The sequence below is a fragment of the Pelagicoccus mobilis genome (assembly GCF_016595505.1).
Lineage (GTDB): Bacteria > Verrucomicrobiota > Verrucomicrobiia > Opitutales > Opitutaceae > Pelagicoccus > Pelagicoccus mobilis.
In genome coordinates this window covers 1-11,870 of the sequence record NZ_JAENIL010000099.1, presented here as the reverse complement: position 1 = coordinate 11,870, position 11,870 = coordinate 1, and the positions used below count along the sequence as shown (strand labels likewise).

10 protein-coding genes are annotated in these 11,870 nt (G+C 56.7%); 2 read left to right on the top strand and 8 right to left on the bottom strand.

Going from position 1 to position 11,870, the window contains the following annotated elements; translation table 11 throughout:
* The 5 genes from JIN87_RS27020 to JIN87_RS27005 all read right to left on the bottom strand — a co-directional run.
* A partial coding sequence (locus tag JIN87_RS27020) for a hypothetical protein (RefSeq protein WP_200359678.1) occupies positions 1 to 278 on the bottom strand: 278 nt, incomplete at its 3' end.
* A 19-nt stretch (positions 279 to 297) separates the two neighbouring features.
* Positions 298 to 426 (bottom strand): hypothetical protein, encoded by a 129-nt coding sequence (locus tag JIN87_RS28640; RefSeq protein ID WP_267909454.1) that lies wholly within the window; start codon positions 424 to 426, stop codon positions 298 to 300.
* Positions 416 to 793 (bottom strand): hypothetical protein, encoded by a 378-nt coding sequence (locus JIN87_RS27015; protein ID WP_200359676.1) that lies wholly within the window; start codon positions 791 to 793, stop codon positions 416 to 418. Before JIN87_RS27015 ends, JIN87_RS28640 begins: the two co-directional genes overlap by 11 nt.
* A gap of 68 nt (positions 794 to 861) precedes the next feature.
* The gene (locus JIN87_RS27010; protein WP_200359674.1) at positions 862 to 1,623 is read right to left on the bottom strand and encodes a hypothetical protein; all 762 of its coding nucleotides are present in this window, start codon (positions 1,621 to 1,623) and stop codon (positions 862 to 864) included.
* A gap of 103 nt (positions 1,624 to 1,726) precedes the next feature.
* Positions 1,727 to 2,326, bottom strand: a complete 600-nt coding sequence (locus JIN87_RS27005; RefSeq protein ID WP_200359672.1) for a hypothetical protein — start codon at positions 2,324 to 2,326, stop codon at positions 1,727 to 1,729.
* 195 nt (positions 2,327 to 2,521) lie between these two features.
* Here JIN87_RS27005 and JIN87_RS27000 point away from each other — a divergent pair, with 195 nt between their 5' ends.
* Entirely contained in the window at positions 2,522 to 3,493 is a 972-nt protein-coding gene (locus tag JIN87_RS27000) for a phage integrase N-terminal SAM-like domain-containing protein (RefSeq protein WP_200359669.1), read from the top strand.
* A complete protein-coding gene (locus tag JIN87_RS26995) occupies positions 3,490 to 3,897 on the top strand; it encodes a tyrosine-type recombinase/integrase (RefSeq protein ID WP_325176416.1) in 408 nt (135 codons plus the stop codon). The genes JIN87_RS27000 and JIN87_RS26995 overlap by 4 nt, the downstream gene beginning before the upstream one ends.
* A 453-nt stretch (positions 3,898 to 4,350) precedes the next feature.
* Here the strand turns inward: JIN87_RS26995 and JIN87_RS26990 are convergent, their stop codons facing one another.
* The 3 genes from JIN87_RS26990 to JIN87_RS26980 form a co-directional block, all read right to left on the bottom strand.
* A complete protein-coding gene (locus JIN87_RS26990) occupies positions 4,351 to 6,111 on the bottom strand; it encodes an MbnP family protein (protein WP_200359665.1) in 1,761 nt (586 codons plus the stop codon).
* 361 nt (positions 6,112 to 6,472) lie between these two features.
* Positions 6,473 to 9,547 (bottom strand): sulfatase-like hydrolase/transferase, encoded by a 3,075-nt coding sequence (locus JIN87_RS26985; RefSeq protein WP_200359663.1) that lies wholly within the window; start codon positions 9,545 to 9,547, stop codon positions 6,473 to 6,475.
* Positions 9,548 to 9,817: 270 nt separating this feature from the next.
* Positions 9,818 to 11,701, bottom strand: coding sequence for a sensor histidine kinase (locus tag JIN87_RS26980; RefSeq protein WP_200359661.1), 1,884 nt, complete (start codon positions 11,699 to 11,701; stop codon positions 9,818 to 9,820).
* Positions 11,702 to 11,870 lie beyond the last annotated feature (169 nt).

Genomic DNA, 11,870 nt, shown 5'->3' with positions numbered 1-11,870 from the left:
CCGCCATACCAAATGCCTATGTTTGTCGCTATTTCTTTCGTTGTTTTTGATGCTCCCATGCGAATCAGAACTCCATCAACTCGCTTGGGGACGACCAGAAAAGAAACCGCGTATTCGATCGTTTCAGTTTTAAGACCGAGTGCAACACCAGTGTCGATGATCTGACTTTCGGGAAAGTATCTTTTCTTAGGATACTTCTTCCATAGTTCAGCACGTATGAGGGCGACTCCTTTCAGGACTCGTCGTTTTTCTCTCCAACTGAACAGTGCTTTGATCATTTTCTTTATTTGCTTAACGTCAAAGTGAGGCGATGCCGACTTCGGCTGAGGTTCCAGTTCCGTTGAGGTTAGTATTCATGATAACGTGACAAAAGAGGCGAGCGTTTGTCGGCATTGCCTCGACTGCCTTGTTGGGCTTATTGATCATCTTTTCCTATCCACTCAAAATCTAAAATTTCTTCTACTTCAAACCGTCTCTTAAACATACCGAAATGACCATATTCTCCTCTTTTCGAGGCGATACCTTTCATCTTCACTCTATACTGAAGTACTGCTGCATATTCTTCACCAAGTTGGTTTAATCTTAAACCGTAATCCTCACCGAACTTGTTGAACACATCTTTCTGTGGTGAGACCCACCAAGCTTCATCTTCTTCATCGACATAGAAGGATTGGGTTTCGAAACCCCATCGCAAGGTGCCAGAAAAGGTCCCTTCTATTTCTCTCGAGCACGAAGTGAGCAGGAAAACGACAAGAATGCCCGAGGCCGTAAGAAGTGTTTTTTCGATCTTCATTTCTTTGCCCAACGCCAAAGACTCACGACGTAGGACGCGCAGCGTCCGGAGTTGTGAGCTCTGCTTTGTTAAGCATTGTTGTTTACTTCTAAATGCAAGAATTCGTTTTTGGAGTTCAGTGATTCAACCAGTTCATGAATAAACTCCGAACTTTCTGGGGGTGGACCTATAGGTTTTTCGAGCTCAACTACTTCAGGATACTCCGCGAGTAGATCCTTATAGATTCGTTCCATTTCTGTAATGCTTCTATTGTTGTAAGAACCGTGGAAATGGTAATTTGCCTTCCCTTCGTAAGCGTGAACAACGAACTTGCAGATGCTGATAGCATCCTTAGCCGCGACTATGTAAGAAATTACTTTGGGGTGGAGTGAAGAATCAAGGGCCACATTGTTGTACTCGATCATTTTCTTCAATTCAACGAATAGTGAATCCAGCGGCTGGAGGTGTAGCCCTTTACCCCACGCGTCCGCTTGACGCTGAGTCGTCCCTGGCGGCATTTGGTGGCTTTCAGGGTTCGTGTGGTGGTCGTAGTCAACAATCCATCTTAGAGAATTGAATAGTTTCTGGTGAACACGGCAAACATGGCGTGCCACTAGTAACCTCGCTGGTTTCCAACGTTTCTTCTCTCTTCGATTGATAATCCAAGTGAATAGCCAAACGACCAGAACTGTCTCGATAACTACACCGTGGAGCTCAGCTACGACGCCAAGCCGGAAATCGCTACTAGACCAAGCTCTAGCGAGATAGTCGTACACACCGAAATGGTACAGCGAGTAGCTGAAGACCAATACGGCGAGGGCGATGCCAATCCACTTGAAGGTTTTGATCATTTTGTCTTTCGCTTAACGCTAAAGTGAGGCGATGCCGACTTCGGTCGATGTTTCAAGTGTATTGAGGCTAGTATTCATGGGATCGTGACAGAAGAGGCGAGCGTTAGTCGGCATTGCCTCCACTGCCTGGTTCTGATTTTCTTCTTTCGATTTCTGTGCGTATCCAAGAAAGAGTAGATTTAGTTCTCTTTTGGACTAAGATCGCTAGAAGTTGCGTATCCGTATGCGAACCGATGGGAAAATGTGTTTTGATGAAGTCTATAAATGAACTGATCTGTGCTTCTGCTTTGTACATCAACTCCAAAATATCCCAACGAAACTTTAGGTTTGGTGCTCCGTGGTAGGTCGAATGTGCGATTAGTTTATTAATACTTAATCTCTCGTTTTTACTAAGGAATGACATCGGAGTGGTTGCCCCGAAATCCGAAGCACGCATATCGTCAGGACGGGTGTTCTTATCTCTTGGCTTGAAAAAATCATCTATGTCGCGAAGTGCTAGAAGTGATGTATGAAGGCATGCATTCTGGATGGTGCTAAGAGACCAAGAGCGTCCAGATTCGCCGGTGTCAGCGTGAAAATCTTCGTCATCAATGAACTCAAATGTACAAAAATAGTATGCGAACATAAGATTCGTTCGTTCGGCGAAATACTCAAGCTGGGGAGCAATGTTGTCGTTGAATTCTTCCTGTTGATCGTCACTCATCTTTTTTCAGAACAGTATTATTAAGCGTCAAATTTGTCGGGTGAACAAACTTTGGTTATCCGACAGTTTTTTAGAGAAAAGTACCTAGTGGGGGTTGCTTTTGTCAACGACTTAGGCAAAATCGCTGTCGGATAACCAAAGTGAATTCTACTTTGGTTATCCGACAAGGAATCTAACTCTAACCCCCGTATTTGTATGTCGAGAAAACCGAATGAGCCGGAATGGCTTTGCCGTGCCCGGAGGCTTTGGGCGAAGGATGGCGCGCCTGCAGGATTGGATGAAAAGTGGAGTCCGGTGTGGATGAAGCGTTTTTTGGTTTATTTGGAGAAGCGTAACAAGGGGAGTCTGCCGGAGGGGTTGCCGAGCTATGCGACGGCTCATTCTTTCAAGCGCATGATCGAGGAGAGGTGGAAGGTGGAGGACTGGCAGGTGGAGCAGGCGGGGAAGGCGGTGGATTGGTTGTTGGACGCGGCGGGCGCGCATGTGGGTGATGATGGTCCGGCGGAGTTTCCGGTTCGGAGCGAAGTGGGTTTGGCTCCGCTGGATTTGGTTTCCTTGGAGCAGGTGGAGCGTCATTTCGTGGAGGAGGGCGATATGGAGCAGATCGCTCGGGTGGTGGCTCGGCGGAAGGGGAGGGCTTTGAAGACGGAGAAGGGGTATCTGGTTTGGCTCGGGCAGTTTCGTCGCTGGTGGGGGAAGCAGGCGGTTTCGGGGATGGTTTTAGAGAGCCGGGGACAGGCGGGGGAGGAAATGAAGCGGGCGATCTCTGGTTTTTTGGATCATTTGGCGGTGGAGGAGAATGTGGCGTCGGCGACTCAGCGGCAGGCTTTGAATGCGTTGGTCTTTGCGTTTCGGGCGTGTCTGGGGATGGAGCCTGGGGTGCTGCCGGAGTATAGGGGGGCGAAGCGGGGGCGGGTTTTGCCGGTGGTGCTGTCGCGTGACGAGATTTCGCGCTTTATGGTCTGCGTGGAACCGAAGGCGCGGGTGCTGGTGAAGTTGATGTATGGTAGCGGGCTGAGGGTGGGCGAGGCTTTGAGGCTACGGGTAAAGGATGTGGACTTCGCGCATGGAGTGGTGGTGGTACGGAGCGGCAAGGGGGGGAGGATAGGCGTACGCCTTTGCCGGGTGGTCTGGTGGAGCCGCTGCAGGAGCATTTGGAGCGGGTGAAGCGGCTTTTTGACAAGGATCGCGCGGACGGGGTGGATGGCGTGTACATGCCGAATCGCTTGGACAAGAAGTATCCGAATGCGTCGAAGGACTGGTTGTGGCAGTACGTGTTTCCTACTGACAAGCTGCAGAAGGATCCGCGGAGCGATGCGGTGCGGAGGCACCACTGGAATGATCGGTTTGCCCAGCGGGTGGTGCGGGATGCGGCGAGGGCTGCGGGTATCCATAAACATGTGACGCCGCATGTGATGCGTCATAGCTTCGCGACGCATTTGCTGGAGGATGGTTATGATATCAGGACGGTGCAGGAGCTGCTGGGGCATGCGTCAGTGGAGACGACGATGATCTACCTGCATGTGATGAATCGGCCGGGGTTGTCGGTGAAGAGTCCGCTGGATGGGTGATGCCGGGGTCCGGTGGGGAGGTAACAGGGATCCGACGGAGTCGGAGCAGGATGGCCTTCGGCCAGCAGGGGCTTAGGGGAGTGTGAAGTGTTGAGTGTGAAGTGTGGAGTTGTCGCCTCGGCGCGCGTTGGCGTCAACTTAAGCGCTCAAAGGCTCCTCATCTTCTTCTTCATCCGCTTCTGCTTCGGAGAGCGGTGCTACAGGCTTGGAGTCTGTATTTTTAGAAGAAGATGAAGAGGGAGAAGCAGAAGAAGGACGTCTTGGAGACGTTTTTCAGATAAGTTGACACCAATGCTCGGTGCGGCGACCTACAGTTTTGTGATAATGGCTGTTGGCCGCTGGGACAGCGGCCGCTACCTGTGGGAGGGCTGGGCGGGGACCTGCTGGGCGATTGTTCGTTTGAGTTGGAACTTGGCTCCACGGCAACGACGGAGCGTTGCCCTCCTGTTGTGACTATAGAGTTTTTAGGAAGGCGATGAGGGCGGCTTGGTCTTCGACGGAGAGTTGGAGGCCGTCGGTGGGGTGTTTGGCGAGGTTGGGGTCGATTGTATCGCTTCTGTGAATACCGGTGCTGTAGTGCTGTATGACTTCTTCGAGGGTTCGGAATCGGCCGTCGTGCATGTATGGGGCGGTTTTGGATACGTTGCGGAGGGAGGGGGTGGAGAACTTGTTTTTGTCGACGGGGTTGCCGGTAACTTCGTAGCGGCCGTGGTCGGAGGTGGGGAGCAGGCCGTTGTTGTGGAATTGGTTGTCGGTGAAGAGGGCTCCGCCGTGGCAGTGGAAGCAGTCGGCTCCGTAGTGGCCGGTACGGGGCTCGTACTCGGTCATGAAGAGTTCGAAGCCGCGCCTTTCTTGGTCGGTGAGTTTGGCTTTGCCTGCGGCGGCGGCATCGAACTTGGAGGTGTGGGAGGTGAGGGTGAGGAGGTAGGACTCGAGGGCGAGGCTGATTGTGTGGGGAGTGATGTCGGCTGGGTGGAAGGCTTTGGCGAAGTCGGCTTTGTAGTTGGGATCTGAATTCAGGCGTTCGAGGAGCGTTTCGAGTGGTAGGCCCATCTCGTTTGGGTCTTGGATGGGGTGGAGGATTTGTTGGCGGAGGGTGGTGACGCGGCCGTCCCAGAAGAAGTCTTGCTTCCAGGCTAGGTTGAAGAGGGCCATGGAGTGGCGGCGGGTTGGCTTGCCGCTGACGCCTATGCTTTGGGGGCGAGGGTCGGAGAAGGCGAGCTCGGGGGTGTGGCAACTGGCGCAGGAGATTTGGCGGTTGCTGGAGAGCTGGGTGTCGAAGAAGAGTTTTTCGCCGAGCTCGACGCGTTCGGTGATGAGGGGGTTGTCGGCGGGGAGATCGGGGATGGGGAAGGTTTTTCCGGTGGTAAAGGGGTATGGTGAGTACTTGGCGGGGAGGTTGGGCTCTGCGTTCGGTATTGGGTATTGGGTACTGGGTCGTTGGGATTGAGAAATGGCGTTTAGGGTGAAGGCGGTGGGGAGGTTGCTCTTTAGTTTGGCGGCGATGGGATCGCCGGGGTGCGAATGGGTTGAGGGGCCGTCGGTGTTGGGGGAGAGGGGATTTCGGGATGCGAGGAGTTTGCCGAGATCGAGGGTGAGGTTTATTTGGGTGCTGGATTGGATTGTGAGGGGATGGTTTATGGTGATGGGGGTGAGGTTTGGGTCGTTGGCGAAGTGGTAGACGTAGCCGCCGAGGGTCTTGTCGGTTTTGTAGTGGCGGCCTTCGAGGGCGAGGAAGATGTAGCCGGAGGACCAGGTCCAGTGGAGTTGGTTGTGGTCGGGGTTGAGGGGGTGGCGGGCTGGATATTGGGCGGGGTCGGCGTGGTTGGCTTCGGGGGGCAGCCCTATGTTGAAGCGGAGGGCTTGGTAATCGCCTGGCGGGATTGATGTATCGAAGGATAGAATACGTTTCTTGGCGTCGAAGTAGGCATATTTGTCGTGGGCTTCGACCCAGGTGCCGTCGGCCGTTTGAAAGGCGAGGTGGCTGAGAAGGAAGGAGAGGCGGGTGATGGAGTATTGGGTACTGGGTGTTTGGTGCTGGGTACTGGGTAGAGTGTAGCGGAGGGAGTTTAGGTGGAGTGGGGTGTCGTCGACGCGGAGGGTGAGGGAGAGGTGGAGGGGGGCGGGGCTCGCTGGGTACGGGGTGTTCTCTTGCGCGAGTGTGAGCGCGTTGAGAAAGAGGAGAAGGAGGGAGGTTGTGAGTGTTTTAACCACGAATGATTGGATCAGCCGTTCGCCTGAATGGGCGAACGTAGTGGGAAGCGTCTGATGACGCTTGAGAGAGAGAGTGTTCTGATTGGTTGTTTGAGTTGGGTTGTGGGGTGGCAGGTCGGCGCCCTGCCCTACAGATGGGGGTGCTTGAATTAACAGGGGTCCGACGGTGTCGGAGCAGGGTGGCCTTCGGCCAGCAGGATCTGGGATTTGAGCTCCTGTTGAGGAGAGGGGGGAGGGAGGGATCCTGCATTGCGGCGTGCCCGGCGGTCACGCCCTACCTGGAGGTTGGGTTATGATTATGATTAAGATTATGATTAAGATTATGATTATGAGGATGGTTGAGAGGAAGATTGTTTGGGGGTTAGGAGGCGGGGGTGCTGTAGCCGCCGCCTAGGGTGGTGTCGATTTGGCGGAGGTGGTTGTAGGCGTCGAGAGCGGCGCCGGTGAGGGTGTCGATGTTGAGGGGGGACTGTTCGTTTTGGTCGGTGGCGATATTGTAGAATTCGAAGGTTGGGGTGTCTTCTTGGCTGTCTTTGTCTCCGAAGATGATGAGCTTGTAGTCGGGGTGGGTCTCGGAGCGGAGGGCTCTGCCGTTGCCGCTGTCGTGGCCGAACATTTCGGAGACGATGTGGCGCTCCGGCAGGTCTTGGCCGCGGAAGAGTGGGGTGAGGTTTTGGGAGTCGATGGTGAGGCTGGCGGTGGCGGATGCTATGTCTAGGTCTGCTAGATCTAGGATTGTAGCGAAAAGGTCGATACAGTGAACGAAGGTGTCTTCGGTGCTGCCGGGGGTGGCGGTTATGTCGGGGCCGGCGGCGAGCATGGGGACGTGGATGCCTCCTTCGTAGAGGTCGCCTTTTGCATGTCCGTCGCCGAAGGGGGCTTGAGCGACTTGGTTGGGGGTGCCGTTGTCGCCGATGAGGATGATGTTGGTTTTTTCGAGGTCGACGGATTCGAGGAGGCGGCCGATTTCGGAGTCGAGGGCTTCGAGCGCTTTTATGTAGAGGTCGGTGTTGGTGGTGCCGTTGGTGGAGTATCCACCTTCTGGAGTCACGTAGGGCGCGGGGTCGTGGAAGGGGGTGTGGGGGGCGTTGAAGGCCATCCAGACGAACCAGGGGTTGTCTGCTTGGCTTTGGATGTATTCGACGGCTTCGTTGACTTGGTCGGTGGTGGAGTAGGTGGTGACGTTGTCGGTGCGCACGCCATCTTCGAATTTGGTCCAGTCGTCGTAGGCGGCGACGCCGCCTTGCTGGATGCCGGCGAACTTCTGCCAGCCGCCGCGTTCTGCAGCGCCGTTGCGGCCGCCGCCGAGGTGCCACTTGCCGAAGGAGGCGAGTCCGTGCGGGGCTCCTTGAGCGGCGAGGAGCTCGGGGAGGGCGGTTTCTTCGGCGGCGAGGGTGGAGTTGTCGCCGGGATTGCCGACGCCGTTGCGGAATGGGTGCCGGCCGGTGAGGATGCTGGCTCGCGTGGGGGAGCAGAGGGGCTGGGCGTATGCGTTTGAAAAGTGGATACCGCTGTCGGCGAGCGTTTGCATGTTTGGAAGATTGGGGAGCGTGGCGGAGGGGAGGGCGTTGTCGAAGGGGCTGAAGTCGATTCCCCAGTCGTCGACTATGAGGAGCAGGATGTTGCGGGCGGTGGATTCCTCGATGGTGATTTGGTTGGTGGAGGTGATAGTGGTTTCGCTGCTGTTGGGTGGGGTGAAGGTGAAGGAGGCGTTGTAGCTGCCGGGGTTGAGGAGGGTGGTGTCGATTTGGATCTCGGCGGCGCCGGTTGATTGGTTGTAGGAGACGATGGTCGCGGTGGCGCTGTCGACTGTGATGGTGATGGCGTCTTGGGGTGGTAGCGGGGGCGTGGTGGGGAAGGTGATGGAGAAGGTTTGGGCGTCGGGGGCCGGGTTTTGGGTGCTGGGAGTGGTGAGGTCGAAACCGGAGTCGTCGAAGTTGGCCGCGCTGGAGAATTCGACGCGGTAGAAGAGGGAGTCGTTGTTTGTGAAGCTGGCGGTTTCGGTGGTGGTGGCGGTTTGGTTGGCGTCGACGGCGACTGGGTTGGAAATTTGTATCCATTCTTTGAGGTCGTTTGACTCTCTGATGACGTAGGATCCGCCTTCGGCTCCGGTCCAGGTGAGGGTGACGGTGTCGTTTTGGGTGTCTACCGCGAAGCTGTTGACTTGGGGTGGGGCTTCGGGGCCGCCTTGGAATACGATGGCGGCTTCGGCGGGGATGCTGTTGCTTCTATCGCCGGTGGGGTTGCCGAAGTAGTAGCGGCTGATGTTGTAGGGGAATTGCGGGGTTCCGTCGTCCTGGATGCAGGTGAAGTAGGCCCAGGTGCCTTCGGGGAATTCGGGGGTGACGCAGTAGCGGACGTTGTATTCGTTGAGGTCGTAGTGGGTGTCGGGGTTGAAGCTGCCGGTGCCGTCGTAGAGGGAGAGGCCTGCGAGATCGCCTTTGTAGGCGTAGTCTTCGAGGTAGTGGCCGAGGGTGTAGGTGGTGTTGACGGCGGGGCCGTAGCGGTTGGCTGCTAGGGTGGTTGTGCTGACGGTTGAGTCGTTGCGGATCATCCATTGGGGGAGGGTGGTTCGGCCGGTGGAGGAGAGGTTTGTGGAGCCGTTGGTGCCGTCGCGTTTCTGGTATCCTGTAACCATCTTGCGGATACTGCTGGCGGGGTCCATGGGGTCGCTGTAGCCGTAGGGGCCGTAGAGGGGGAGTCCGTCGCGGACCCAGCCGAGGATGGGGGAGTGTTTGCCGTTGCCGCCGATTTGCTCGGTGTAGGTGTTGGTGGATTCGTCGTAGGAGACGGCGCCGCCGAGGAGGTGGCGGAGGGCGGGGGGATTTGCGTGGTAGTGGTGGTTGCCGCCGGCTTGGTGGGCGTTGGCGGCGTCGAAGGTGACGGATTCGTTGACGTAGGCGTCGCGGTTCCAGACGTCGTCGCCTTGGATGCCGTTGCGTGGTGTGGCGTCGGTGCCGTTGGCGGTGGAGTAGGAGAAGGCGTCGCGGGAGTCGAACATGGCGATGCCGTCGACGAAGTAGCCGATGGCTCCGAGTCCGGTGGGCGTTTTGGTGGATGGCGGGGTTTCCGGGGCGAGGGGGAGCTGGTAGATGACGGCTTGGTTGGAGGGGAAGTTGGGGAAGTCGTTGGTCTGGTTTTCGTTGAGGTACCAGGGGCCCATGACGTGGAAGCCGAGTCCGGTGGTGCGGATGTAGACGTGGGTGTCGGTGACGGAGACTTCGTTGACTCCGGCGTAGGTGGGCTGGTCTTGCACGCCTTGACCGCGGGACCAGGTGGTGACGGCGTTGCGGGCGGACTCGTCGGCGGTGGTTTGGTAGATGCGGGCGTAGCGGCCGGCTTGCTCGGTGTACCAGGAGTCGACGATGGGTTGGGCGACGGAGAGGGTGGCCAGGCTGAGGAGGGTGGCGGAGAGGAGGTTTCTTGGTGTGCGCATAGTTTCCTGTGATGGGTCGCTGATATTAGTTTCGGCGAATAACAGGATTAGCGCAGCTTGATTACGGTTTTGTAATTTTTTGGGGTGCTGGGTGCTGGGTGCTGGGGGGTGTGGAGTGGGGTGTGGAGTGGGGTGTGGAGTGGAGTGGGGAGTGGGGTTGGGCAGTGCGGTGCGTCGCAAGCTACGACCCTACAGGTTGGGGGTGGCGACTGTGTCCGCTGGGGACAGCGGACGCTACCTTGGGGGTGGCAATGACGGAGCATTGCCCTCCTAGAGGGTGAGACTTTCGGGTTCCTCTATGGGGACGGAGATGGGGAGGGTGACTTGGAAGCGGGTGCCTTGGCCTTCTTGGCTCTGGCATTCTATGGTGCCTTGCAGGGCTTTGACGAGGCGGCGACAGATGGCGAGTCCGAGCCCGACGCCTTCTACTTTTCGGGTGCGGGAGGTGTCGGCTTGGGTGAAGGGCTCGAAGAGGCGATGGAGCTCGTCGTCGGGAATGCCGCATCCGGTATCGGTGACGGTGACGTGGAGGGTCCATTTTTCGTCGTAGGTGAACTCGGCGTGGGCCTCGAGGGTGACGGAGCCGGCGTCGGTGCACTTGATGGCGTTGTCGAGCAGGTTGGTGAAGATTTCGCGGAGTTTGGGCCAGTCGACTTTGGCGACGGGGGGGATGTTGTTGGATCGGAATTCGAGCTGGAGCCCTTTTTGTTCTGCTTTGCTTTGGAGGCTGTCTCGGAGGTCGGAGAACTCGCTCTGGAGCTTGTGGAGCCCGTGTTGGAGCTTCACGTTGCCTTGGCCGTAGTAGATGTAGTTGAGCAGATTGTCGATGAGGTAGAGGAGCTGGTCGCCGTTGCTGCGCATGAGGTGCAGGTAGCGTTCTTGCTCTTGGGGGTCTTTCTCGATTTCGAGGATTTGGGCGAAGCCTAGGATGGCGTTGAGCGGGGTGCGGAATTCGTGGGAGATGATGGCGAGGAACTCGGATTTGGCGGCGTTGGCGGCTTCGGCTTCGGTCTTGGCTTTTTCGAGCTCGAGTTGTGTTGCCTTGCGTCTCCGTATGTTGAATACGAGCAGGGCGATGAGGATCATCTGGACGATGATGAAGAGGAGGGCGGCGAGGAAGTAGCTGAGGTATTTCTTGTAGGGTTCGGCGGGGAGGTTGATGATGGTGGCCCCGTCGGGTAGGTCGCTTGTGTTTAAGCCGAATCGAATGAGTTGCTGGTAGTCGAAGTGGTCCTGAAGCGAGCGTTGGTTTGCGACGGGGATATCGGCAGGGGCGATGCCGTCCATGACTTTGAGGGCGATCTGGGCTGCGTTTTGGCCGTGGACGTGGGCGTTGTTTATGCGGCCGCCTACGATGCCTTGACCGATGTAGCGTTGTCCGGAGGCGAAGATTGGGTGCTTAGATGTTTTGAGGGTTCGAATGACTTCGCGGTAGTCGATAAGGCCGCCGCTGGCGTCTCTGGAAAACGTATCCAAATATATGATAGAGGGGGAGGAGTGGGAGTCGAGGGTGTGGCGGAGGGATTCCCAGGATTCGACTGTGGTGGGGTCGAATTTTTCCCATGGGACTTGTTTCTGGTTTTGGGCGAGGTAGTAGTCTATTTCCTGGTCGCGATCGCTGACGATGAGGAGTTTCTCAGTTTGGGGTATGAGATCGAGGGCGAGCTTTAGGGTGTCGGCCATGCCGTACTGCTCTTCGATGATGCCGACGTAGTTGGAGCGCCCGTCGAGCCAGGAGGGGTTGAAGTTGTTCAGTCCGCTGAATACGACGGGGCTGTCTGGGAAGAGTTGGTTGCCGTGGCTTCGCATGAATTCGAAGGCGACATTGTCTAGCGTGATGACGAGCTCGATGGGGGAGTGGGCGTATTCTTGGGCGATTCGTTCTCTGATGCGTTGGATGTAGGACTGGTCTCTGGGGATGCGTGAGTAGAGGTATTCGATGGATATGTCGACGAAGGGGTCGTAGCGTTGCTCGAGGGTTTCGAGCATGCCTGCGATCTGCCCTTGGGTCCACATGTCGGTGGGGTGGTAGGAGGCGATGAGCAGGACTTTCGCGGTGGATGAGTGCGAAGCTGCTGGGGCTTGGGTATGGGAAGTCCAAGCGAATATGAGCAGCCAGAGAAGTGGCAGCCTTCTGGGAATGGGGAGGAGCATCGGGGGGCGTTCGGAGCTTGCTAGATTGCTGTTGGGAGGCGAGCTAGCAAGCGGTTTGCTCCAGGGGGAGACGGCATGACGTTTTTTTTACGTGAACGTCTCGGTAAGAACGGAAAGGTCTCGTGCGTAGATTTGTCCGGGGGAGAGGGGGTAGTGCGGTGCGTCGCGA

Bases quoted from the DNA above. Each gene is read 5' to 3' on its own strand.
- JIN87_RS28640 (WP_267909454.1), bottom strand. From the start codon at position 426: ATGATCAATAAGCCCAACAAGGCAGTCGAGGCAATGCCGACAAACGCT.
- JIN87_RS27015 (WP_200359676.1), bottom strand. From the start codon at position 793: ATGAAGATCGAAAAAACACTTCTTACGGCCTCGGGCATTCTTGTCGTT.
- JIN87_RS27010 (WP_200359674.1), bottom strand. From the start codon at position 1,623: ATGATCAAAACCTTCAAGTGGATTGGCATCGCCCTCGCCGTATTGGTC.
- JIN87_RS27005 (WP_200359672.1), bottom strand. From the start codon at position 2,326: ATGAGTGACGATCAACAGGAAGAATTCAACGACAACATTGCTCCCCAG.
- JIN87_RS27000 (WP_200359669.1), top strand. From the start codon at position 2,522: ATGTCGAGAAAACCGAATGAGCCGGAATGGCTTTGCCGTGCCCGGAGG.
- JIN87_RS26985 (WP_200359663.1), bottom strand. From the start codon at position 9,547: ATGCGCACACCAAGAAACCTCCTCTCCGCCACCCTCCTCAGCCTGGCC.
- JIN87_RS26980 (WP_200359661.1), bottom strand. From the start codon at position 11,701: ATGCTCCTCCCCATTCCCAGAAGGCTGCCACTTCTCTGGCTGCTCATA.